This window comes from Vibrio nomapromontoriensis, assembly GCF_050337205.1.
Lineage (GTDB): Bacteria > Pseudomonadota > Gammaproteobacteria > Enterobacterales > Vibrionaceae > Vibrio > Vibrio nomapromontoriensis.
On record NZ_JAKJSS010000010.1, the window covers coordinates 157188 to 181628 of the forward strand.

23 protein-coding genes and 1 riboswitch are annotated in these 24441 nt (G+C 43.9%); of the genes, 9 read left to right on the forward strand and 14 right to left on the reverse strand.

From position 1 onward, the window contains the following. Positions 1-107: 107 nt before the first annotated feature. The 4 genes from L4D05_RS13740 to L4D05_RS13755 all read right to left on the reverse strand — a co-directional run bounded on the left by L4D05_RS13740 (position 108) and on the right by L4D05_RS13755 (position 3418). A complete protein-coding gene (locus L4D05_RS13740; protein WP_428794363.1) occupies positions 108-1016 on the reverse strand; it encodes an amino acid ABC transporter permease in 909 nt (302 codons plus the stop codon). A 3-nt stretch (positions 1017-1019) separates the two neighbouring features. Then, positions 1020-1796, reverse strand: coding sequence for a transporter substrate-binding domain-containing protein (locus tag L4D05_RS13745; protein WP_428752265.1), 777 nt, complete (start codon positions 1794-1796; stop codon positions 1020-1022). A gap of 75 nt (positions 1797-1871) precedes the next feature. Continuing rightward, positions 1872-2696 carry an amino acid ABC transporter permease gene (locus L4D05_RS13750; protein ID WP_428794364.1) on the reverse strand — a complete coding sequence of 275 codons (825 nt, stop codon included), beginning with the start codon at positions 2694-2696 and terminating at the stop codon, positions 1872-1874. Continuing rightward, the gene (locus L4D05_RS13755; RefSeq protein WP_428752177.1) at positions 2696-3418 is read right to left on the reverse strand and encodes an amino acid ABC transporter ATP-binding protein; all 723 of its coding nucleotides are present in this window, start codon (positions 3416-3418) and stop codon (positions 2696-2698) included. Before L4D05_RS13755 ends, L4D05_RS13750 begins: the two co-directional genes overlap by 1 nt. Before the next feature lie 301 nt (positions 3419-3719). On the opposite strand from L4D05_RS13755, the gene hcp reads away from it, so the two are divergent. Beyond that, complete coding sequence (hcp, locus tag L4D05_RS13760) at positions 3720-5381, forward strand: hydroxylamine reductase (protein WP_428752178.1); 1662 nt, start codon at positions 3720-3722, stop codon at positions 5379-5381. A 90-nt stretch (positions 5382-5471) separates the two neighbouring features. After that, positions 5472-6518, forward strand: coding sequence for an FAD-binding oxidoreductase (locus tag L4D05_RS13765; RefSeq protein ID WP_428794365.1), 1047 nt, complete (start codon positions 5472-5474; stop codon positions 6516-6518). Positions 6519-6634: 116 nt separating this feature from the next. Here L4D05_RS13765 and L4D05_RS13770 read toward each other — a convergent pair whose 3' ends face one another. The 3 genes from L4D05_RS13770 to L4D05_RS13780 all read right to left on the reverse strand — a co-directional run bounded on the left by L4D05_RS13770 (position 6635) and on the right by L4D05_RS13780 (position 9211). Further along, on the reverse strand, positions 6635-7519 hold the full coding sequence (locus L4D05_RS13770; RefSeq protein ID WP_428794366.1) for an SDR family oxidoreductase: 885 nt from the start codon (positions 7517-7519) through the stop codon (positions 6635-6637). A 264-nt stretch (positions 7520-7783) separates the two neighbouring features. Next, the gene (locus L4D05_RS13775) at positions 7784-8131 is read right to left on the reverse strand and encodes a hypothetical protein (protein ID WP_428752181.1); all 348 of its coding nucleotides are present in this window, start codon (positions 8129-8131) and stop codon (positions 7784-7786) included. Between the two features lie 177 nt (positions 8132-8308). Further along, positions 8309-9211: a LysR family transcriptional regulator gene (locus L4D05_RS13780; protein WP_428752182.1), complete on the reverse strand. Its 903-nt coding sequence runs from the start codon at positions 9209-9211 to the stop codon at positions 8309-8311. An 87-nt stretch (positions 9212-9298) separates the two neighbouring features. Between L4D05_RS13780 and L4D05_RS13785 the strand changes: the two genes are divergently transcribed. Then, positions 9299-10516 (forward strand): multidrug effflux MFS transporter, encoded by a 1218-nt coding sequence (locus tag L4D05_RS13785; RefSeq protein WP_428752183.1) that lies wholly within the window; start codon positions 9299-9301, stop codon positions 10514-10516. 10 nt (positions 10517-10526) lie between these two features. Here the strand turns inward: L4D05_RS13785 and mtgA are convergent, their stop codons facing one another. After that, on the reverse strand, positions 10527-11192 hold the full coding sequence (gene mtgA / locus L4D05_RS13790; RefSeq protein ID WP_428794367.1) for a monofunctional biosynthetic peptidoglycan transglycosylase: 666 nt from the start codon (positions 11190-11192) through the stop codon (positions 10527-10529). A gap of 165 nt (positions 11193-11357) precedes the next feature. Between mtgA and L4D05_RS13795 the strand changes: the two genes are divergently transcribed. Then, positions 11358-12038, forward strand: coding sequence for a lipid-binding SYLF domain-containing protein (locus L4D05_RS13795; protein ID WP_428794368.1), 681 nt, complete (start codon positions 11358-11360; stop codon positions 12036-12038). 71 nt (positions 12039-12109) lie between these two features. On the opposite strand, the gene L4D05_RS13800 is transcribed toward L4D05_RS13795, so the two are convergent. Beyond that, positions 12110-13456, reverse strand: a complete 1347-nt coding sequence (locus L4D05_RS13800) for an MATE family efflux transporter (protein WP_428794465.1) — start codon at positions 13454-13456, stop codon at positions 12110-12112. A 100-nt stretch (positions 13457-13556) separates the two neighbouring features. Between L4D05_RS13800 and L4D05_RS13805 the strand changes: the two genes are divergently transcribed. Both L4D05_RS13805 and L4D05_RS13810 read left to right on the forward strand, forming a co-directional pair. Continuing rightward, positions 13557-14525, forward strand: coding sequence for a LysR family transcriptional regulator (locus tag L4D05_RS13805; RefSeq protein WP_428752186.1), 969 nt, complete (start codon positions 13557-13559; stop codon positions 14523-14525). A 111-nt stretch (positions 14526-14636) separates the two neighbouring features. Beyond that, positions 14637-14879, forward strand: a complete 243-nt coding sequence (locus L4D05_RS13810; RefSeq protein ID WP_428752187.1) for a hypothetical protein — start codon at positions 14637-14639, stop codon at positions 14877-14879. 216 nt (positions 14880-15095) lie between these two features. On the opposite strand, the gene L4D05_RS13815 is transcribed toward L4D05_RS13810, so the two are convergent. After that, positions 15096-15275: a hypothetical protein gene (locus tag L4D05_RS13815; protein ID WP_265677144.1), complete on the reverse strand. Its 180-nt coding sequence runs from the start codon at positions 15273-15275 to the stop codon at positions 15096-15098. 449 nt (positions 15276-15724) lie between these two features. Next, positions 15725-17443: an ArnT family glycosyltransferase gene (locus tag L4D05_RS13820; protein ID WP_428794369.1), complete on the reverse strand. Its 1719-nt coding sequence runs from the start codon at positions 17441-17443 to the stop codon at positions 15725-15727. Positions 17444-17756: 313 nt separating this feature from the next. Further along, a riboswitch (Fluoride riboswitch) is annotated at positions 17757-17820 on the forward strand. 103 nt (positions 17821-17923) lie between these two features. On the opposite strand from L4D05_RS13820, the gene L4D05_RS13825 reads away from it, so the two are divergent. Together L4D05_RS13825 and L4D05_RS13830 are read left to right on the forward strand one after the other, a co-directional pair. After that, positions 17924-18616, forward strand: a complete 693-nt coding sequence (locus L4D05_RS13825) for an iron-sulfur cluster assembly scaffold protein (protein WP_428794370.1) — start codon at positions 17924-17926, stop codon at positions 18614-18616. A gap of 15 nt (positions 18617-18631) precedes the next feature. Then, positions 18632-19606, forward strand: a complete 975-nt coding sequence (locus L4D05_RS13830) for a GGGtGRT protein (RefSeq protein ID WP_428794466.1) — start codon at positions 18632-18634, stop codon at positions 19604-19606. Positions 19607-19697: 91 nt separating this feature from the next. Here the strand turns inward: L4D05_RS13830 and L4D05_RS13835 are convergent, their stop codons facing one another. Together L4D05_RS13835 and L4D05_RS13840 are read right to left on the reverse strand one after the other, a co-directional pair. Continuing rightward, positions 19698-20561 carry a zinc ABC transporter substrate-binding protein gene (locus L4D05_RS13835; protein WP_428794371.1) on the reverse strand — a complete coding sequence of 288 codons (864 nt, stop codon included), beginning with the start codon at positions 20559-20561 and terminating at the stop codon, positions 19698-19700. Positions 20562-20676: 115 nt separating this feature from the next. Further along, on the reverse strand, positions 20677-22863 hold the full coding sequence (locus L4D05_RS13840; protein ID WP_428752191.1) for an EAL domain-containing protein: 2187 nt from the start codon (positions 22861-22863) through the stop codon (positions 20677-20679). A 554-nt stretch (positions 22864-23417) separates the two neighbouring features. Between L4D05_RS13840 and L4D05_RS13845 the strand changes: the two genes are divergently transcribed. Continuing rightward, entirely contained in the window at positions 23418-24089 is a 672-nt protein-coding gene (locus L4D05_RS13845; RefSeq protein WP_428794372.1) for an SH3 domain-containing protein, read from the forward strand. A gap of 207 nt (positions 24090-24296) precedes the next feature. Here the strand turns inward: L4D05_RS13845 and L4D05_RS13850 are convergent, their stop codons facing one another. After that, the gene (locus L4D05_RS13850; protein ID WP_428794373.1) at positions 24297-24431 is read right to left on the reverse strand and encodes a TIGR02808 family protein; all 135 of its coding nucleotides are present in this window, start codon (positions 24429-24431) and stop codon (positions 24297-24299) included. Between the last annotated feature and the right edge of the window lie 10 nt (positions 24432-24441).

Genomic DNA, 24441 nt, shown 5'->3' on the forward strand with positions numbered 1-24441 from the left:
CTTCATACTTGCTGGTTATGAAGACCCGAGGTCAAGTGTTGAAACGCATTTCAACACTTTAATGAGCGTGTGGTATCGAGCAATGTTAGGTGAGTTTACACCAATATTTAGTACTTATAACTGCGGCTTTCCATTCGTTTGAATAGCAGTGACAGTGAAAAGCACAATAGAAAGTAACACATTCCTACTATGAGCCATATTTCGAAAATGAGGCCGGAAGAGTTAGCGATTTCTGTGCCAACAAATGTCATTTCTTGGATCGAGATTAGAGAAACGATTGATGTGTCTTTTACCAAAGAAATCGCTTGCCCGGCGAGGGCTGGGCTTATCAGAGTTAGGACTTGCGGGGCAATAACGTCTTTATATTGGCTCCAAGTCGATAGCCCCAATGTTCTGCCTGCTTCCCATTGTCCTTTTGGTATTGCCGCCAATCCAGAGCGAACAATTTCGGCCACATACGCTGATGACAGCAACCCAATGCAAACAACCCCAGACAGTAAGTTTTCCCATAACCTACTAGGACCAAACAGAAAAGACTGAACACCATTAATTGATCCTGAATGTTCTCTTAGAACTTCGGTTAGCCCGAGTAATGGAATCAGTTGGTTAGATACAAAAAAGTAAAAAATAAAGATGAATACCAGTGGCGGTATGTTTCTGACCAATTGGATGAATAAGTTCGCAGGGATCGCGATCGCCTTAATGGCTGAGTGTTTGGCGAGTCCGAGTAGTGTACCCAGTGATAGTGCCAGTAACATTCCCCATAGACTTAATCGCAGTGTTGAAATAATACCTTGAACAAAATAGGGTAAGCTGCCATCAGCCCTTGGAGTGAAAACCAACGCGAATGCATCGTGCCAGCGCCATTGGTAGTGAATACCAATAGAAGAACGATAGCCAAGCCATACTGCCACCATCGCTAATAAAGTTAATAGCGCAATGTCGAGCGTGTTAGGGCGCCAACGGAAAAAACGAGGTTGGTCAGGCTTGGTGGTAAACGCGTTGGGTTTGGTCATGAGCTATTGTCCGCTTGCTACCTGATTTTGCCAATCAAGGGTTGAGAACCAGTACTCGTAGCGCTCTTTTAGCCACCCATCGTCAGTGCGAGCTTGTATCCATTCATTGAAGAAAGCTGTTTTGTCGTCTTCACCTAAACGTACGGCAAAGGCTTCGTTGCCTTTTGATAGACGGTCGTCAAATGGGATAAATAGCGCGTTTGAGTTTTTTACTGCTTCATGTTCTGGTTTTGGGCTAGAGGCAATAACCGCATGAGCGTTGCCATTAAGCACTTCTTGGAACGCTTGAGCGTCGTCATCGAATTGAAGAACTTTGGCTTTAGGGAAGGTTTCGCGCGCAACCTGTACAGTATAAGCGCCTCGACGAGCGGCTATTTTAATGCGTCGTGAGTTAAAGTCTTCAACAGTTGAGAAGTCAGCTGCAAGCTTTTTGCTTGCTGCAATTTGAACACCAGAGTGTGAGTAAGGTTGTGTAAAAAGCACGCTTTTAGAGCGTTCAGGTGTAATGGAGAGCCCACCAATGATGACATCAAACTTTTGTGATAATAGTGCTGGAATGATACCGTCCCATGCGGTGGGAACAAATTCCACTTTCCAGCCGGAGTCTGCTGCTAATCGTTTTGCTACATCAATTTCAAAACCGACGAGATCACCTTGCTTATCACGCATTGCCCATGGAACGAAGGTAGACATACCAACGCGCAATGTACCTCGCTCATTAATTTTATCAAGGTTCGGTGTATCGCTGGCATAAGCGCTTATGGATGCGCTTAGTCCCATCAGCAGGATAGCCGCGGCCTTGGTTATTGTCGTTAATGTCCTTTTCATCGTGTGGCTCCTTGAGTACAAATGAGGTTAGGTGTGTTTTTCGGTGTTTAATCTATGCTCTAGCCAAGCTGAAATTGCTGATAGCGAGAGCGTTAATACGAGATAAATTGCCGCAACGGTAAACCATATTTCAAAAGGCATTGCCGTTTCAGCGACGATATTTCGCCCTTCGGTAGTGAGGTCAAAAATCGCCATAACACTGACAATAGAAGAGTTCTTAATTAGTGAAACGACTTCATTGGTTAGCGGTGGCAGAGTCCGGCGCACGACTTGAGGTAATATCACATCGTAATAGGTAAAAAATGGTGAAAGTCCGATGCTTCGACACGCTTCACTTTGTCCTTTGGGGATACTCATTAATCCCGCTCGGAGTATCTCTGCTGTGTACGCGCCTTGAAATAGTGCGAGTGCCAGTACAGCGGTAGAGAAACGGTCGAGTCCTATGATTGGGCCAAAGACGAAGTAAAGTAGGTAAATTTGTACGAGTAGCGGTGTATTTCGAATGGTCTCTACGTAGCAGTGAGCAATGCTTCGTCCTACAATTGAGCCTGAACGTTTAAGTAGCGCAGTAACCAAACCAAAGATGAGAGTGAAAATAAGCGCCACGGCACTAATTTGTATAGTGACTAACAAGCCCTCAAGTAGCTCCGCAGGCCACCATGCTCCATCTTCATAAAAGGTGAGGTAGTCAGGAACTCGTTCCCATTGCCAACGATATCCCATGTTTTGTGCGCCGCTATCTAGCAGCCAAACCAAGGCATAGATAATTATCGCTATTTGCAGTATTGCTGATGCGACGGGTTTAATGATGTTTACCAGAGTTGAACTGGATGATGCGGCTTTCGAGGTCATCAATGGTTAAGGATCTTATCTAAAAATGCTTTGGTACGAGGGTGAGCAGGGGCGTCAAAGATCGTGTTAGGTGAAGCTGACTCGATAATACGACCTTCATCCATAAACACCACCTTGTCAGCAACGCGCTTAGCAAACCCCATCTCATGGGTGACACAAAGCATGGTCATTCCTTCTTCTGCAAGTTCAATCATCACGTTCAGTACTTCACTGATCATTTCTGGGTCAAGTGCTGAAGTGGGTTCATCAAAGAGCAATATGGTTGGTTTCATGCACAGCGAGCGAGCTATTGCGACGCGTTGCTGTTGTCCGCCAGACAGCTGAGAGGGATATTTATGGGCTTGTTCAGCAATTTTGACACGAGCGAGCATCTCTAGCCCACGCTTATTGGCGGTGGCTTTTGACAGTTTGAGTGTTCGTATCGGCGCTAACGTGAGGTTTTCAAGAACGGTTAGGTGCGGAAATAGATTGAAATGCTGGAATACCATTCCAACTTGGCCAGGGGCAATACTTTTAGAGTCATTTGGATGACCAAGTACCGTGATAGCACCACTATTGTGTTGCTCAAGTCCGTTAACACAACGAATCAGCGTTGATTTTCCAGAACCAGATGGGCCGCAAATTACGACGATTTCGCCTTGATTAATGTTTAGGTTGATTGCGTTGAGCGCTTGAAATTCACCAAACCATTTATCGACATTGTCAAATACTACTGCGTTCACTAGAGCCTATTTTCTTTATATTTTCTCATACCTTACCAACAACGGTAACGGCTCACAATCACTTAACGCTTATTGATAATTGAACCAATATGTCATTTTAACTCTATCGGGTCTTTTGTTGTTGTTCTTTGTGTGGTCTAAATGACACAGTGAAAGTGTGGTTTTATTGTTAAATCCCTTTTTTATTAGTGGGTTATGTCATTTTTAATTTTTGGCACGGTTAGTGCAATTAGCCCAAGAGTGAATAAATGGCTTTGGCAATGCATCAAAGCAAGGAATTTAAAATACTGGAGTTCTTAATATGTTCTGTATTCAATGCGAACAAACTATCCAAACCCCTGTTTCTAAGGGCTGTTCATACTCTCAAGGCATGTGTGGAAAAACGTCGGATGTTTCCGATTTACAAGACGTGTTGGTCTATACGCTACAAGGTGTTTCTTTCTGGGCCGATCAAGGCCGAAAATTTGGCATTGTTGATCAGGAAATTGATCAATGGGCTCCGCGTGCATTCTTCTCTACATTGACCAATGTAAACTTCGACCCTGAGCGTATTATTGAACTCGCGAACCTAGCTGCAACTTATAAACAACGATTGCAAGAGCAGGTGACTGCCGCTGCGATCCTACAAGACGTTCAGCTTGATACTTTGTCTTCAGCGGCGTTGTTCGATCTACCAACTTCAAAAGAGGCGCTGTTGGCGTTTGCACCCACAGCCGCGGTAAACCGTGGTCACGATAGCTTGCATGAAGATGTTATTGGGCTTCGTTTGTTGTGTCTTTATGGCTTGAAAGGTGCGGCAGCCTATCTAGAGCACGCTCGCGTGTTGTCGCAAACCGATGAAACCGTCTATGCGGAATACCACCAGATCATGTCTTGGTTGGGTACAGATCCTACGGAGCTAGAGGCGTTGCTCAATACCTCTATGCAAATTGGCTTGATGAACTACAAAATCATGGAAATGCTGGATAAAGGTGAAACCGATACATTTGGCCACCCAGAGCCAAGCCAAGTCAATGTTAAGACCATCCAAGGTAAATGTATCTTGGTCTCTGGGCATGATTTGCATGATTTAGAAAAAATCCTTCAGCAAACAGAGGGTACGGGTATTAATGTATACACCAACGGTGAAATGCTACCTGCCCATGCTTATCCTGAGTTGAAAAAATACCCTCATTTAGCTGGTAACTACGGTAGTGCTTGGCAGAACCAGCAAAAAGAGTTTGCTAATTTCCCTGGCGCTATCGTGATGACATCTAATTGTCTATTGAGCCCAGATGTAGGGCAATACGCCGATCGCCTATTCACTCGTAGTATTGTTGGCTGGCCGGGTGTGGCTCACCTTGAAGGTGACGATTTCAGTCAAGTGATTGATTGTGCACTCGCATTAGAGGGCTTTAAGCACAACGAAATTGAACACATGATTACGGTTGGATTTGGACGTAATGCGCTGATGCAGGCGGCACCTGCCGTGGTTGAGCAAGTAAAAGCGGGCGCGATCAAGCACTTCTTCTTAGTTGGCGGTTGTGATGGTGATAAGTCTGAACGTAGTTACTATACCGACTTCACGGCCCAAGCTCCGGAAGACAGCGTTATCTTGACGTTGGCTTGCGGTAAATTCCGTTTCAATAAGAATGAGTTTGGTAGCATTAACGGTATTCCCCGTTTGTTAGATGTGGGCCAATGTAATGATGCGTACTCGGCAATTCAACTGGCGTTAGCACTTGCTGATGAGTTTGATTGTGGAATCAATGAATTGCCATTAACACTGGTGTTATCTTGGTTTGAGCAAAAAGCGATTGTTATTTTGCTGACACTTTTTGCGCTAGGCGTTAAGGGTATTTACACGGGTCCAACGGCTCCTGCGTTCCTAACGGATAATCTGCTGAAGATCATGCAAGACAAGTTTGATATGCGTGGTATTACAACGGCTGAAGAAGATCTTAAAACCATTTTAGCGGCGTAATTAAGCAGCGAATGAAACTCAATCACAACGTTGTAAAGTAAAATTGTAATGGTGTCTTCGGGCACCATTGCTGATGGTTAGGAGAGTAATATGGCATGGTCTCAGTCAGGGGCAGTGGAGCTTACGTGCACGAAAAAATGGTTTGAAACGCCAGATTCAGTCACATTTGAGTTGTCGCCAAATAGTCACGAGGTAACGTTTCAGTTTAAGCCCGGTCAGTTTTCATCACTAGGCTTCGATATAGAAGGCAATAAACATTTTCGCGCGTATTCTATTAGCTCGAAGCCAGGTGACAGTCGATTACGTTTTACGGTTAAACGAGTGCCCAACGGCCTTGTTTCAAACCATGTCGTCGAGCAGCTGGAAGTGGGTCAATCGGTTGAGGCAATGACACCTGTAGGGCAGTTCAACAATGTGGACTGCGCACCACAAGCCAAGGTGCTTATGATCAGTGCTGGTTGTGGTATTACGCCAGTGATGTCCATGGTAGATGATTGGTTAGCCAATGAGGTTCCTGTTGATATTGAGTTTTTACACTTAGCAAAAAGTAAACAAGATGCTATTTACTTCAATAAAATTAATGAGCTGAATCTTCAGGTTGATCACTTTAACCTTAATATGTTGTTAGAAGACAACCGTGGCACCGATTATCCACAAGGTTTAATTAGCTTAGAGTGGTTACAAAAACTCGTGGCTGATTTTCGTGACCGTACCATTTATTTATGTGGCCCTACCGGGTTTATGGAAGTGGTTAAGTCTGTTTTAGAACATGCTGATTTTGACATGTCACAATTCCATCAAGAGAGCTTTACCCCAGCAGAATCAGAGCCTGTTGTTGCCTCCATCGTCGCTGGTACTACTCAAGATCAAGCTGTCGTTAAGGTGACGGTTCCTAGCTTTGGTGTAGAGCTGGACGCGAAGCCGGGTAGTTTATTGCTGGATGCATTAGAAAAAGGCGGTGTACCCGTTATCGCGGCCTGTCGTAGCGGTATTTGTGGTTCTTGCAAATGTAAGGTGAAAGTAGGGCAAGTGCAGTCTTCAAGTACGGAAACATTAACGGCAGAAGACGTAGAAAATGGTTTTGTACTGGCGTGTTCTAGCCAAATACAGTCAGATGTTGAAATTGCGCTAAATTGATATCGACCTTCGTACTTCACGTTACTAGGTATTTCACTTGAATTGGTACTTAGTAAAAATAAAGGTGGCGAATACAGCCACCTTTGTTTATTGGAATGAGGTTATCACTGATAACCTTAACGGTGAGTATCAGACTCAGTGTTGTGTGGGTTATGCAAGTTCTGAAAGTGGGCGCGCAATGTACGTGTACCGTAGGTTGGAGCAATCATATTCATTGCCATCACCGTCATAAAAAATTCGAGGGGTCCACTGGCGTATTTGGGGGTGAGGTGACGAGCAGACCATAGTGCACTTTTTCGAATCCATTCAGGAATGTAGCGAATCCGAGCGCGCTTGCCTAGCACATCAAAAGCAATATCAACCATCTCTTTGTGGCTTAAAACCTCGGGTCCTCCAACAGCAATTTCATCCACATTGGTTGTGATAGCGTCGACACAAATGGCGGCTAAATCGGCGCCATGTATTGGGTTACTACGAAACTCACCGTTACCAAATAAATAGGCTTTGTTTTTTTGTGCCATATGAAATATTTCACTTAGGTCGGCGAAAAAACCAGTGGGGCGGATAATGCAGTACTCGAGACCTGATGATCTGAGTTCCGCCACAAACTTTTCTTTTGCGCGGCAAATTGCTACCTCTTGTAGCTGCTCACCTCGAAATACCGACACATAAATGAATTTTTTGACGCCAGTCGCTTTTGCTTCACGCAGCAAGTTGAGATTGGCTTGGTAGTCGACATCTTCATATGACAATTTATCCGTTTGGCGAGTAATCCCAACCGTCGAAATAACCACGTCGGTATTGGCACAGACACCGCGTAACGTTTCTGGCTTAGTGACTTCTGCTTGGATAATTTGTTCTGGCAGAAGCGGTTGTTCATGGAGCTTACTTGGATTACGAGCTAGCGCTTTTAAGTTCATACCACGGGCTGCTACTTCGCTAATAATATATTGACCTAGGTAGCCAGTAGCACCTGCAATCAGTACGTTCGTCGTTGCCATTAAATCAGGTCCTTTCTGGGAGTCGAGTGGTTAACTATTACCGATTAACTATTAACTATGCTGTGTCACTATTGCCGCACGGTTGTTCCGTGATTATACGGTATTCTGATGATGATAACGTGAAATGATGAACTAAGCGCGACCAAGTATGTTTTATCTAAGCGTAGCCTGATTGGTAATAGGTATACCGCTATAGGGCTAGGTCGCTATATGAGGGCACGATCGGCAGTGATTGATACCACGGCTCGTTGTGGTGCTGTGGCATTATTCAGTGATAAGTGGAAAAAATAAGCGAGTCGCGATAGTGATGAGCAGAGTTAACGCATACATAGCAACCCGTGTTGTGAATGCTTGGTTTGGGTTAGAAAGCACGAGATAGACATGACCATTATAGAGCAGACTGGCAATGAAGAGCAGCAGGGGAAGCTCAATGAGGTTAGCTAGACTTTGCTGTCCAAAGCCCAGAGTCGCGAGCGATGACCAACATGCAATGACCCAAACAGGAAGCAAGGTATCTGTTAGCTTGAGTTGCTGATTTTGATGTGCTTTGAGCCCTGCATAACCAACCAGCAACAAGTAGCTGAGCAAACAGAAAAAAAAGAAAACGATCAAGACGAAACTCCAAATGAACCAGATTACTGATTATTGCATATCGTCTTGCCAGTAATTGCGTGGAATTGTATAGAAAATGTATGAGGAAATATCATTGTATTTGATTGATAAATCGCGCTTCGCTTAGGCCTATCGAGGGTCCAACGATAATGTTTAAGCGAACGACCTGTTGTGACTTTACGACACGCTTTGCTCGCTTTCATTCGACTGTGCCAGTCGGGATTTGATGTAATCAAGAAATAGCTTGGTTCTGGTATGTTCATAATCCAGTGCGGGGTAATAGGCGTAGACGGTGGAATCCTCAGCCTGTATCTTGGGCAAAATTCGCGTAAGTGCTCCGGATTTAATATCCTCTTTGATCATAATATCGTTACTTATTAATACGCCCATACCACTTTTAGCGGCGAAAAAGAGGGCTTCTGGATTAGTAGTGGCAAAGTTGCCAGATAACATCAATCTCTGATTCTTATTTATTTTGTACTCTCTTTGTGGGCGTTCTCCCCATATCAGAATATTGTGTTGCTTTAGCTCTTCGATAGATGTTGGTTCCCCATGCTTCTCTATGTATGAAGGGGCGGCGTAAAATCCTATTTTTTGTTCAAATAGTTTGGTTTGTTTCATGCTCAAAGAGTTCATTTGCTCAATTTCACGACTAATGAATACATCCAGATTAGAGTCGGGTAATTGTCCAGGTGCTGTTGTGGTGAGTTGAATACGAATTTCAGGGTATTGGGTGAGGAAATCATTAAAGTACTGAACAAGAAACTTCGACCCTACCGCGATGGTAGCGCCAATCTTTAACAATCCTGCTGGTGTTTGGTTGACAGAGCGAGTCTCGTCGATAATAGACTGAAATCGATCCATTGAATCCTTTGCTCGTTGGTAGAACAGTGCGCCAGCTTCAGTTTGTGTCACGGAGCGAGTGGTTCGTTTAAGCAGTTGTACTCCGATGATCTCTTCTAACCAATGGATACGCTTGCTAATCGCAGAGTTGGTGGTGTTCATGCGTCTGGCGGCACCATTGAAACTGCCTTCCTCAACGACTTTGATATAGCTATTGATACTTTGAATCCAATCCATACGTGCGCCTATTGTTTCCTGTTAAGACATAATCTATTTCCATCATACTCTATTATCATAAACTAATACGCAATATAGAATATGTGTATGAATAAAGAAAACTCAAAATCATTTAATAAAACTCCTATGCTTTTGGCGATGATGATCATTGCCACTGGGCAGGTCGGCGTGAGTATTTATTTACCATCATTACCTTTGATTAGTGAGTCGTTATCACTTACGCAGGCTGATGCGCAAATGTTAGTCACGCTGTTTTTAGTCGGTTTTGGTCTATCGCAGTTGTTTTATGGGCCTTTATCGGATTCGATTGGCCGGCGGCCGGTCTTTTTGCTAGGGCAGGGGATTTACCTACTCGGAACGCTACTGTGTATTGTTTTCGCTGACCACTTAATCGCGTTGGAATCGGGCCGGTTATTACAAGGACTTGGTGCGGGAAGTGCATCGGTGCTGGGGCGCAGTGTGCTGCGAGATAGTTATGATGGAAAGCAACTGACAAAAGCGTTGTCGTATATCTCCATGACGGCCTCAATTATGCCTATTATTGCACCAGTATTTGGTGGTTGGGTGGCGTTTCAATTAGGCTGGCATGCTGTTTTTATTTGTGTTCTTGTCTATCTGGTGGCGATTTACCTTCTTGGTTGGCTTATTTTGCCAGAAACCTTGCCGTATAGCCCTAAGCGCTTTGAAGTGAGGGGGATTTTGAAGACCTATTCTAAGCTTATTGTTAACCCTCAAGTGATAGGCAGCGCAAGCTACAATTGGATCAGCTACTTAGGGGCGGTCGTGTCATTAAGTATTTTTCCATTCTTAATGCAGGATGAACTTGGTTTGACGGTTGCTGAGTACGGCACAATTATGATCATCCCATCGGCAGGTTTATTGATGGGGAGCGTGTCGCTAAATATACTCAACCGTTATTTCTCCAATGCATGGTTGCTACTGCTTTCGATAAGCATTATGGCGCTGGCTGGCTTGTGGTTATTGATGACGCCGATGTCGGTGGCGAATCTGATTTTTGCCTTTACCTTACTCACGGTGGCGCAGGGTTTGTCATTTCCAATTTCAATTAGTTTACTATTGGGCCCGCATAAATCGCAGGCTGGTGCTGTGTCGGCGTTATCTGGTTCTATTCAAATGGTCATTGCTGGTGTGTTGGGGGCTTATCTTGTTGAGCATTGGATCATAGGCTCTAAGAGCTTAGGCAGCTTTTACATCGCTTCATCAATAATGATGGCGTTGGTATTGTTGTTCAGTCAAGTTAGGCGATATTCTTCGCAGCCCGTCATTGAAGATAGCAATGCATAGACATCGATTTTTATAATGGGATAGATCCAAGGTTGTTCATCTGCTGTACCACCCAGTTGGTTCGTTGCTGAACATAAGTTGTCGCCGGCATGGGTCTAATGCGATAGGGGTTGGGTAGGACAACTGCGAGTTGTGCGCATTGCACTTGCGATAACTCGCTTGCTGAACGGCCAAAATAGAATTGACTAGCGGCTTCTACACCATAAATACCAGGACCGAATTCAATAACATTGAGGTAAACCTCCATAATTCGCTGTTTTCCTAAAATTAGCTCCATGAGTAGGGCAATATAGAGCTCGTACGCTTTTCTAACGTATGTTTGGCTAGGGAAAAGAAGGACATTCTTTGCGGTTTGCTGCGTGATTGTGCTAGCGCCGCGGATGGAAGAGCCGTTATTTTCAGTTAAGGCATTTATTGTTGAGCTTACATCGATACCATAATGGTTTGTAAATTGCTGGTCTTCTGAGGCGATGACCGCTAATGCCATATCTGGTGATATACCTTCAATGGGCACCCAGCTATGGAGTACAGTGTCTGGGTAGCTTTCTGGCGGGAAAAAGGTGCGGCTAATTTGCCAGCCCCATACAGGGGGGTTAATAAATTTCAGCGACGTAACAAGTAAGATTGGTACACCGACTAGAATGAGTATTATATTGATTAAGAGCTTCTTTATCATAAAATTCAGAATGTTACTCAGCAATCGTATTTAGGGTATTGTAAGTCTAACCTATAACGACGGCTAGCTTGAATTGTCATATTTGTTGTGCTTTTTTGTATTTATTTGAACTATCCAGAGGCGTACCCGTCTATATCATCAGTAATAGATTTATTAAGGAACAATATGTTAGTTAACTTTGGGCGACAGGCGACGCTACTTGTTTGTTTGACAGTGACACCGCTGGTGTTGGCACAAAGCTCCGAGTCAGCACCCGTAAGGGATGTCACTGACACATCGCCGCTTGAAGAAAGCGCAGTGGCACCAGCAGAAAGTCATGACATGGTTTCAGATTCGCCGAGCAGTAAGATTGAAGCGACGATGAATCGCTTTAAAGAGGCTCCGGCTACTCACTCATTTTTCGAGAATGCCTACGGATATGCTGTTTTCCCGACTGTGGGAAAAGGCGGGTTTGGGCTAGGTGGTTCTTACGGTGAGGGGCAGGTATTTCGTCAAGGTGTACACGTTGGGGAAACGACCTTAGCTCAGTTGAGTTTCGGTCTACAGCTTGGTGCGCAGGCGTATAGTGAGATCATATTTTTTGAAACAAAAGCGGATTATTATGCGTTTACGAGTGGCAGCTTTGAGTTTGGTGCGCAAGCTTCTGCCGTCGCGATTACTTTAGGTGCCAGTGCTCAAGCAGGCTCAACGGGAGCTGGAGCACAAGCTGGTGATAAGCAAAGTAAAGCGGCTTACATTAATGGAATGTCAGTGTTTACTATGACGAAAGGTGGTCTGATGTATGAAGCTGCCATTGGTGGGCAAGGATTTACCTTTGCGCCCAATGACAATTACGACAACCAATGACACTGAATTAAAAAATGCCTCCAAGTTGAAACCTGGAGGCAATTTAGCAAATAAAAAATCACTGGAAAAATCTAATGGTTAGTTGCCTGCTGTAGAGGCATATTGGTTTTTAGTTTTGCGACTAAATGTATAAGAAGCATGATACCAGTTACGGCAAGCCCAATTAAAATACCGCCCCAAATTCCCGCCATTTGGTAATGTTGCATAAGATACCAAGCTGAAGGAAGACCAAACACCCAGTATCCAATTCCACTCATGATGGTCGGAACAATCACAATCTTCATCCCGCGCAGTAGATTCATAGCAAGCAGTTGCCATGCGTCTACCACGAAACATAATGCCACAACCCAAATTAGCGATGACAACATTTGTGTTAGGTGAGAATCACCTTGCTCATCGAGTTGGAACAAGTTTGCAATGGCATCAGGCCAAACGAGAAACACAACAGCCAACACGGCACTGAGAATGGTAACGAGGGTAAAGCTGCGTTTCGCGGTGGCTTTGATACCCGTTAAATTGTCGTTACCGAAATCTTTACCGACTAAAATAGCCGCCGCTTGTGAGAACCCAAAGTTAATATTCCAAGTAAAACTGAGACACTGTAACAGGATTTGATGGAGCGCTAACGCGGCCACTCCAATCATGCCTGACATCAGTGTCCCTCCGTAAATTAGCCCCATTTCAAGAGCTGCTGCAATAGCGATAGGCAAGCCCATTGAAATCAGTGGCAGCACTAGTTTCCAGGTATACTCTTCAAGATGTAACCAAGGAGCATATTTATAATAGACGGGACGTTTAAATACCCAGATGCCATAACCAATGAGTACGATAGACGCGGCTAGAACCGTACCAATCCCTAGGCCCGCGATTCCCATACCGAAGCTAAATGCTAGCCAATAGCTAAGTGGTACGTTTAGCAGAACCGTAACGAGAGACATAACCATTACCGATTTCGCATCACCAAAGTTACTGGTGAGTCCACGTAAAATTAATAGTAAAAGGGTAGGAAGCATTGCCCATTTGAGAGTATCTAAATACGCCATGGCAATACCAATAGTGCTTTCCGGTTGTTTGGCAAGAACCAAGAATTGAGGCGCAAAAGCAAAGAGTAGTGTTAACAATACACTAAGGACAACGGACAGTATCACGGCTCCCTTGATGGCTAGCCTAATTTGTTTGTGTCCAAATTCAGGTCTAGCCACGGCTTGACCGTAGGCAATGGCGATCAAATTGGCGACGCACCCTACCGTACTACCAGCAACTAAGAAAACAAAGGTGTAAACGGACGCCCCTAATCCACCACCGGCGAGGTCAGCTACGCTAAGTTTAGCCATCATCCAGACATCGGTGAGAACTAGCGCCATGGATATAAGTTGAGAAATAATAAGTGGGGTCGCAAGGGACAGGATTTTCTTCATGATAGCCTCGGGTAATGATTTGGCTATTTTATATTGGTGCTGATGGTGTTCAAGCAACATTTGTGTCACTCTGGCATGACTTATAATCATGTGAACAAATATGAACCCATATTCAAGTATTCCCTATTCGCACAATAGCCTTAAAGTATTTGAGGTTGTTGCAAGGCATATGAGCTTTACGCTAGCAGCCAATGAGCTTCATGTTACTCAAAGCGCCGTGAGTCGTCAGGTCAAACAGCTTGAGGATGAGTTAAACGCATCTTTAATTGTAAGAGGTCATCGCAGCATACAGTTAACACTGAAAGGCAAGGAACTGTATGAAGTGCTTGGTCGCAATTATTTAGCGTTGCAGTCATTATTGGACTCTTGGCGTATGCTGCCGAATCAAAAAATAGTCATTCGAGCAGCGCTAAGTTTTGCAACTCGTGCTCTACTGCCCAAGATACAACAGCTCAGTGAACGTTATCCGAACAATGAAATTGTAGTTATTCCTGTGATTGATGAAGAAGAGGGGTTAAGAGCGGGAGATTATGATCTGTTTGTCTTTACCACTCGTTATGGAAAGCAATTTGAAGATGACCCAGAAATACTATTTCTACGCGAGGAATACATGGCGCCAGTTTGTACTAAGCCATTAATGAATAATCATGGGGATATGAATACCTTATTATCGTTACCCAGACTTCATCCAACACTCGATCACCATGATTGGCGAGTATGGTTAAAGAAGATTGGTCATACCGATGAGGAACCGGTGAGAAATTCGACGTTTTATACTCTTGATTTAACGCTAAGCGCTTGTTTATCTGGTCAAGGTGTTGCCGTGACAGATCTGTTGCTAGCTTTGCCGGAGCTTGAGCGAGAGTATCTTTTTTGCCCCCAAGAAGCCCCCGTTCACTATAGTGCATGGCGCTATTACTGTCACAAACGTACCGATTCACCTATCGTTGATGAGTTAGTAGAATGGCTCAAGCAGGAAACACAACATGAATTAGACCAGCTTGCTCGTCTATCTCAACGGCATAATTGGGGGTTACCTGCTTCGCTATTGCCAAAAACTAGCGATTAATCACTGAATTTTTTGACCGGACTTGGTAGGTTGCAAGTAGATTTTGGGATGATAGGGAATTGTTGATTATATGGTTAACAGCATAGACCCAAGCAATATAGGTTCAAGTACATGAGAAGTGGGATGTTTTTATTAGCGTGTATTGCTATTACAGTCTGGATGGTATTTGATTCAGGTAAGTCTGAGCAGGTGATGTCATTACTGAGTGGGCTTAGTTTGCATGACGTTACCTTGCCAAGTAAGGATGAACTAGCGCAATACGTCAGTGAAGGGTTTTACTACATTGCGTTGTTGATTGGTGTCGTCTATCTAGGGCGAAAATTTAAAAGTCAGCGTCGGAGCCAAGATTCATAATTACCATGCTTAGGTCGAAAGATCCGTTACCCATTAAATAGAAGTACCGGAATATAAGAAGGCGTTAACGATGATCATCGTTAACGCCTTTTCTTTACTTATCTCTTTCGTGGAAAAATCTGCGTAACTCTTACAACCACGTAATACATAGAACCCCGTAGTACTTAGAACTATGCGACAGTAAGTTCGACGTGACACGGCTTAATGAATCGATATTTAAGCTTTGCTGATTAACCTGAGAATCGCTTTGTTAATGCCGATGAGATCATTGATAGAGGAGGCACTATTTAGCGCTTCAATAAGTGATTCTTTGCTACAGCAAGGGATCATATCGATATTTTTAACTTTTCCAATGAGCGTACTTTGCATCAATTGGAACGTTTTCTCTTCAAACATGTAAGTAGTCCGCCTTTGATGTTGTCTGTATTAATGTCGGAAACATGAGCGTTGCTTTATTAAATAGCATGCTACTCAAACACCAACGAATTTTATCGTTATAGTTTTTATGGGTAAGCCAATTTACCGCCGAGCATGGTAGTCGTTTGCGAATTTCGAATCAAATGGAAAGATGATATAGATAGGCTGAGAGCATTACTCACTTGGATTGTTGAGTAAGCGGTTGTTATTTTTACCCTTTAAAACAATCACTTATGTTTTTCTGTGTCGAATGGAATTTAACGTTACAAATTGCGAAGTTGCATAATAAGTTATTCAACCCCTAATAGTGTGATCCTTAGCGCAAATATATGTTTCATATTAAGTAAGGGTGGGCCTTGTATGAAAAATAAACGAGCGTCACCGCTCGTTTATTTGAAGTTTAAGGTGTCTCGCAATTAAGTGACGAATTAGTCAGGAGATAGCCAAAAAACAGCGTCTTTGACTTTATCACTTCTTGGGGTACCCTTCGCAAGAACCGTGAATTGAGTATCACCTCGTAGCCCGGTAAATTCGCGAATTTCAGTCACTGAATTACTACGGTCTAGAAGAACGTAATCATAATCTGGATCGACGCCATCAAGGATATCTTGAGCTCGGGCTAGACTTACTTCAGGTACAGCCCAATCATGATAGAGGAAGAAGATAGATGTCATTGTTTCCGAGAAACGCAGACTAGCAGTACGCTCTCTTTTCTCTTCAGGTATTTGATTCACAAATGTTTGTAAGTCTGGCTTCATATCTTTAGCGATATCTATAGCTGGGAATAGATAAGTAAAGGCGCTTGAAAAGAACAGCGCAGTGATGATGGCAAATTTACTCCATTGAGGCCATGGTTTGCGTTCAACGACAATCATTAGCGCGATTGCAGCCAGCGGGATTAACGCTACCCAGTGCCAAGAGGTTAGCCACGCCATCAGCGCAGGTGGAATTTTATGTGCTGGAAGCAAGCCCGCCCATAGTGGAACAACAGCAAATGCAATTAGCACGAATGACATCAGTGCCAACCACCCACGACGATACCAATCTAACCATTTTCCAGCAAATGTTTGCAGTGCGTCCGCAATCATAAGGGCGAACAGAGGCATTAAAGGTGCCAAATACATAGAGCGTTTTGTCACCGAGTAAGACAATACGAAGATCGCTAAGGTGAACCAGAAGATTAAAAATCCATCAATCCAGTTAAGCTGTTTAGGTTGACGAAGCTTATAGAAGAAATGCCCAAGCCATAAAATAAGCAGCGGTGTCCATGGTGCGCCGTATTCCATTACTCCTTTAACATAATAGAAAGGTTTCCCTGAGTGATTATGGCCAAGTGTATCTGTTGCTTTTCCGGTTAAACGACCGACTTGATTATCCCAAAACCAGGCTTTCCACAGTTCCGGTGACGCTGTTTTATAAAACGGATAGATCCAACTAGCGGCAACAAGACACATGACGGAAATACCGACAATATGCATAACAACGAATCGGCCCATGGAGGCCGCTTCATCAGGAAACTGTTTACGTAACGAGAGTGCTCTAAAGACTAATGGAACCCAAGCTAAGCCAATACACAATACGATGGCGACAGGTCCTTTACTTAAGAACGCTAAGCCAGTGAACGCACCGGCCACAATTAAATAGCCAAGCTTTTGACGTAGGTAAGCTTCAGAAAATGCCCATACCGCAGCAATAGTGGTAAACATAAGCGCAGCGTCAACGCGTAGCCAGTGAAAGTTGAGAATAAACCCTTCTAACGTACCCAAGACTGCAAGCGCCGTCCAAGCAAAATTTTCACCTTTGAAAAGAAATGCAATACGATATGTTGCCGCGAGTGAGCCTAAACAGAGAAGCGCGAGTGCAAGTCGACCTGCCATGATGGCATCAAGCCCAGTAAGTTGCATAAGCAGCGTTGACATGACGAAGAACACAGGGGGTTTTTCAACAAAAGCGATGCCAGCAAACTGTGGAATAATGTAATCTCCGGTTAAGTACATGCTGTGAATGATCGCTGCCACGCGCGGCTCATCGGGCGTCCATACGTCGTGGTCAAATAGCCCACTGAATACGACCGCGACAATGGCAAGCAACAAACATACTTTCCAATGGGTGGCATTGGTCTGCTGACTCGAAGGTGTTATTGACACTTTTCTTCTCCTTCAAAGTAGTCTTGTGAGAATGCGACTACTTTAAACAGTTAACAAATTTAATTAAAAGGGGGGGTGATTCTAAATAGCAATAGGTAACCCGGCAACGCTTACTTACTGAAATATGGCAATAAAAAACGCTTCCTGACGATATCTTGACATCACTATATCTTACCATTGATGTTATTAATGTCTGCAATTTGTAACGAAAGATACCATGATACTTATTCTTTAATGAGTATTAAGGCGATTATTGATATGAGAAATGGTTATTGAGAGGCGTATTGCATAGAAGTGTGATTTCGATCTACTATTTGTCACAGGTGATGGGGTTCCACCTACTTAACCGCCGTTCGGCTGATGACTCCTACAGTTTTTGAAAACAGGTGGTTCTGTTTAGACAATCTAGCTTTAGGTTGTGAACTGTAGTGGCGTTTCATTTTCCCTAACCGCCTGTTTTCCTTGATTAAGGAAAACACTATGCAATATGCTCAAGAAATCCAATCAATGTGCCCGATCCAAAGGGGCGATCTTCACGCGTCAGCACCGATTCCTGTTGAAGGCCGTTGGGTAAATCCGAAAGATGTTATCGCGATCTCTGGGCTTAGCCATGGTGTAGGGTCCTGTGCTCCACAGCAAGGCGCGGCAAAGCTTACCCTTAACGTGAAAAAAGGCATCATTCAAGAAGTGCTTATTGAAACAATAGGCTGTTCTGGCATGACACACTCCGCAGCAATGGCGTCAGAAATTCTTACCGGTAAAACTCTCCTTGAAGCGATGAATACCGACCTTGTTTGTGACGCTATTAACGTCGCAATGAGGGAAATATTTTTACAGTTTGCTTATGGGCGTACGCAATCAGCGTTTTCCTTGGATGGACTAGAAATTGGCGCGGCGTTAGAAGATTTAGGTAAAACGCAACGCAGCCAAGTCGGTACCAGCTACTCAACATTGCTCAAAGGCCCACGATATATGGAAGTGGCGGAAGGCTATGTGACGGCCCTTGCACTAGACGAAAATGGTGAAATCATCGGTTATGAATATCTTAATTTAGGAAAGATGATGGCCGAGGTTAATAACGGCTCCTGTGCTGATCAAGCGATGAACGCTGCCAAGGGGACGTATGGCCGCTTTGATGAAGCAACGACAATAGTTAACCCACGTCAAAACTAAATTGAGGACACGATGATGACCGCGACCAAACAAATGTTACTAAGTGAAATGAATCTGACCTCGATTGAAGAGGCTTACCAGTATTGCCTTGAAAAACAGATTGACCCCAAAAGATTGGTATTAGACACACAGCCAATAGCCTTTGACGATGCCAGTGATGCTTATGCGCTTGGCACCGCGCTAGCCATTCATAGGCAGGCAGATAATGCCGCTAGCGCGGCGAAGATAATTGGCGAAGGCTTACAAGCTTTTTGTAAAGCAGGCAGTGTGGCGGAGCAAAGGTTGGTCGGATTAGGCCATGGTGCATTAGCCGCTCGTTTACTGAGTGACGACACTCAATGTTTTGCTTTTCTTGCTGGACATGAGTCCTTTGCGGCGGCGGAAGGTGCCATCAAAATAGCACTGAATGCAAACAAGTCTCGCCAAACGCCATTACGAGTGATTCTTAATGGACTAGGCAAAGATGCAGCGTACTTGATTGCCCGAATTAATGGATTTACTTACGTACGAACTCAATTCAATTACACCTCCGGTGAGCTAACAGAAGTGAGCCGTAAGCGATTTTCAAAAGGTGAGCGAGGAGAGATCTTGTGTTATGGGGCTGACGATGTGCGTGAAGGTGTTGCTATCATGCATGCTGCAGGTGTAGACGTCAGTATTACCGGCAACTCAACCAACCCAACGCGATTTCAACACCCGGTTGCGGGAATATATAAATCGGAAAGGTTGAATCAAGGACAACCGTATTTTTCAGTTGCGTCCGGCGGCGGTACGGGGCGTACACTACACCCTGACAATGTCGCAGCTGGGCCTGCAAGTTACGGTATGACTGATACCATGGGACGAATGCACGCAGACGCACAATTTGCAGGGAGTTCATCAGTACCTGCACATGTTGCAATGATGGGTTTCATTGGTATGGGGAACAACCCAATGGTGGGGGCATCGGTTGCTCTCGCTGTTGAAGTCGATATGCGGCTCAATCGTTAATGCTGTTAGCGGTAGTTAAACCAGATCATGCGCTCAGAGCTCTGAGCGCAGATAATGTAGGGCTACCGATTGTGATGCATAGCGCAGTAAGCTAGTGACTGAGCAAGCAGTCATTTAGACTATCGGCAATGGAGTGTAAAAATTGGAAGTAACTACCAGGCCCAATATCGATGTGAGTGCCTAGAGGGTCGAGTTGACCTATCTTGACGTTAGTGCCTTGTACCACTTTATGGATGATGCTTGGTGTGAACTGTGGCTCAGAGAAGACACATTTGACGTTGTGAGTATTCAATGCAGTTCTGATCTCAATAAGTTTTTTAGCACCGGTTTTTCGTTCTGGGTGGATAGTGAAGTGCCCTAGGTTATTTAAGTCAAAGTAGGTCTCAAAATACGCATAGGCATCATGGAACACGTAGTAACCGATGTTCCGTGTGTGGTTTAACTTATGCTCTATCTGTTGTGTTGCGCGGTGCAAGTTGTCCAGGAAGATGGTTAACTTTTCTTGGTATTGAACCGTGAATTGAGGGTTGAGACTGATAAGGTGCTTACTAATGGCAGTCGCAATAGCGCTTGCTTGATCAGGACCTAGCCAAACATGTGGGTCGTAGCTGCCATGATGATGTCCACAGCCGCATTTACCTTGTTGTTTATTCAAAGCGATCCCCGCGATTTCTGACAGTGCGAGGTGTGATTTTGTTTGTGAAATGGGCTTTGCTAAAAAGGTTTCCAGATCTTGGCCAAACCAGATAACCAAATCGGCACTTTGGATACGTTTAATATCAGACGGTTTGAGTGCATAGTCATGGGGGGAGGCATTGGTAATAAGTAGCGATGAGACGTTGTCTTGATCCAGAGTGAGTTCAAGTGCAATCATTTGGAATGGTCTGATGGAGCTTAATATTTCGACGGCATTAGATTTAGCGGAAAGGAATAGGCTAAATAGAGCCAAAAGCATGGTGTATTTCATTGTCGTTTAAGTTGAAAGAGTGGTGAGAGCGTTATAACTGGCATCTGTTTAGTAGCAAATTCGCGAGCATGGCGAATTTGCTAGAAAGCGTTCTCGAAACAGGTTAAAGCTTAATGACGTTGGATTCGTTTTCGTCGATTAATCGATTGACGAACTGATCGACTGGGATTGGACGGTCATAGTAATATCCTTGCCCGATTTGACAGCCAAATTGGGCAAGTTTTCTTGCTTGCTCACGTGTTTCTATACCCTCAGCTACGACTAATAAATCTAAGTTCTTTGCCATGGCGATCATCGCTTGAACTAACTGCTGGTCTTTAACGTCGGTGGTAATCTCTTTGATGAAAGATTGGTCGATTTTAATACCATCAACGGTAAAACGACGTAAGTAGCTTAACGAAGAGTAGCCCGTACCGAAGTCATCTAGCCACACTTCTATACCACTTTCTCGAATGGCTTTGAGGGACTTTTCTGCTTCGTCTTCATCTTGCAATAAGAGACTTTCTGTTATTTCCATACGAATGGTACGCGGTGGAACCTGATACTTCTCCATATAGAAGGCGAACATCTCGACCAGGTTCTGTCTATATAGCTGCTTTGATGAAATATTAATCGATGCGTGAAAGTTGCTATCGAAATAGGGCATCCATTGTTGGATTTGAAAACACAAGTTTTCAATTAACCACTGGCCTAGCGGAAGAATCATTGCCGTTTCTTCTGCAATGGAGATGAAGTCTAATGGCGAAATGAGCCCGATTGTTGGGTGATTCCAGCGAACAAGAGACTCCGCACCAACGGTTTTTCCAGTTTTTAGGCAAACAAGCGGCTGGAACCACAGTTCGAATTGTTTTAGGTCCGCGAGTGAACGACGCAGTTCTCGCTCCATATTCGCTCTATGCACAACAGATTTGAACATTTTTGGCGTAAACAGTTTGTGGGTGTTTTTACCATCAGACTTGGCACGATACATCGCAATGTCGGCGTGCTTTATCAGTTCATCTGCTGATTTTCCATTATAAGGGTAGCGTGCCACCCCAATACTGCCGCCAACGACTAATTCTTCGTTTTCCATGAGAATGGGAGAGCGTACCGCGACAAAAATCTTTCTCACGACCGAATCTACATCTTGTATCGATTTTAGGTGTGGAATGAGCATTAAAAACTCATCGCCCCCAATACGTGAAATCATAGTCAGAGGATGGTTATTGGTCAGCTCTTTCGCGCAAAGGGTGAGTTTTTCTGCTAGCCGGATTAGTAGGAAGTCACCACTATCGTGTCCGTAATTATCGTTAACGACTTTAAATTCATCGAGATCTAAAAAAAGTACCGAAAACGAAGTTGCGGGGTAAGACTTAATGGTATTTTGCAGATGCTGGATAAACCTCGTGCGGTTGGGTAAGTCGGTCAACGCGTCATGATAGGCAAGGTGAGTGATTTTCTGTGTTCTTTGTTCTAGCTTTGCCGCCATCGCGCGAATTGCAGTGCTCAGCTCTCCAATTTCGTCGTTGCGCTCAATAGTAGCGATATTTTCTGTCGAGCCAAAGTCTCCTCTTCCAATGGCATTGGTGTGTTGAGTTAAGCTGGTAATAGGGTCACTCCAGCGCTTGGAGATAATAGAGGCAGCAACCGCAGAAAAAATTAGCATAACGGCAGACACTGCTAATAGGATAACAGTGAGTTCTTGATTTACTTGGTCACTGATCGTGGTGACGACCGCATCTGCAGCATTAACATGACTTTGAATGCTATTTGTTGTCATGTTGATGTAAAGCGCAGCAATAACTTTTCCGTCGACGATGATAGGTTGAAGGCGAGTAAAGGTATCTTGGTCGAACTCTGTGATTGCTTTGTGTTGAGAAAAAACGTTTTCAATATGCAGTTTGAGCCGCTTCATTTCTAAAGCGGACGCCTTGTTTTGTGCCGGCATATCCCGCGTCACTTGTGTCGTTTTATCAGATGTTAAAGACTGAGCTTCTTTATTTAGAAGTAAGATTGTCTGATTATCAGGCAATGATTGTAATGGTGCGATCAGTTGCTCTACGAGCGCCATATTGGATTGCTGCAGTGGGGTAGCCAGAACACGGGACAGGTAGACGGCAACTTGTTGTGCATTTTGAGCTAAATGATTTTTAGTCGCCAGTTCATAACGAGCGGTCAGCTCACTACGAAGGTGCTCTGATTGCTTCGCAGATAACCAAAAATGGATAGAGCCACTCACCAGTATCAAAGTAACAGCAAGCATAAAAGTGACGAATGTATATTGGCCCTGAAGCCTAAATTTGAGTCTCATTAATTCACTTTGCCTAATAACGCGGTGAATGGGTGACATTGGATATTTATAAGCTTGTCAATTACATCGTTCAACGGTGGCCAATGAGCCGCTTCACAGTGGTTACTCCACTTAATTATCGCGTCTTTGCGTGACAATGATGTGCAGTTATTGATATTCGGCACCGATATTCCTTGTAGATGTAACTCTAAGTTAGACTAGTTGATTTTGTCGCAGTAGCGAGAAAATAAGTATTGTTGTGTAGCACATAGTAATGGACAAGTAGCGGTTTAAGCAACCTTACTGAAGGCTAACTAAAGAAATACAATTGTTAAGCAATTTAATGCGTTACGCATCAAACGATAGTATGTCATGGGCAAAACATGACTCTCAGGGCCTCAATGAGAGTTATGTGTGTTTGTATCATTTGTTCCGATTGGTTTTCAAGGTAATATTGCAGTAACTTATAAAATGGCATGTTGAGATTGTGACCTTAGTTCTAATCTGCGTATTAACTTTCGCCTAATTTCAGCGGTAATATAGCAATGCGTTAATAGTATTTTTGCGAGACTAATGTGAATAAAAAGTTATGGGCCGTTTTGGGTGGCATCATTGTTATCGGTGTTGCAGGTTCTGTTTATTGGTTTGGCTTTGCAGCTGACGATGAGGAAGCGGCGGAGAGTGCTGTGGTAAAGAAGTCGATAACCCCTACCATGGCAGTGAACACTCCAGCGGTAGAGGAGCCTACCCAAGAACTTACGGTTGAGTTACCTAAATATTACTTCGTTTCGGAAGCTTCCACCCCTATTAGAGTTCAGCCTAGTAAAGATGCGCTAGTGGATGGGACGGCATACTATGGTGAAAAACTACAAGTCATGGACCATACCGAGAAATGGATTCGTATTGCCCCTATTTATCAACTGGATGAAGGTGAAGAAGAAGTGTCTCAATGGGTAAGCATTGCGGGGTTGTCAACACAGCCAGTAGCCTTAATGGGGGAGAGGTGGCATGAAGTTCTGTCTGGTTATTTATCTAATAGTGATGACTACAATCAGTATAAAGATCGATTTATTGAAGCATCCACGGCATTGGTAGAGAGTAAACAGTGTCGTCTATTTGATTTTGAGCAGGTGGGAGGGTGGATTAAATCGGTTAATCATCCTGACAATGTTTATTTTACTTATTGTGGTGGAATTGAGGTAATGAATAAAGTCTATCTCAATACGACAACGGGTGTTGTTTTTTAGTACAACGAAGCTGTTTGTTCGTATGGCCAGAGTTTATATTGTTGCCATTATAAAAAGTTAGAGCTATACAGGTGATACTATCGCTTGTTCTTAAGTAAAGAAGTGGACAGGACTCGACTAAGATTCTACATATCGCTTCCCTCGTATCAAACTAAACAAAAAAGCAGACGCTAGGCGTCTGCTTTTTTAGTTAATAACACGACAGCATTATAACTCTTTATCTTTGCCTAATGATAAGCACCAAAGTGATATCGCGGCAACCACAGCAAAGCCTGAAAGTATAATAACTGGCATGGCGGCATAGCCAAGTGCGTGCCAAATAAACGACTCTAATGTACTCATTTAGTGCTCC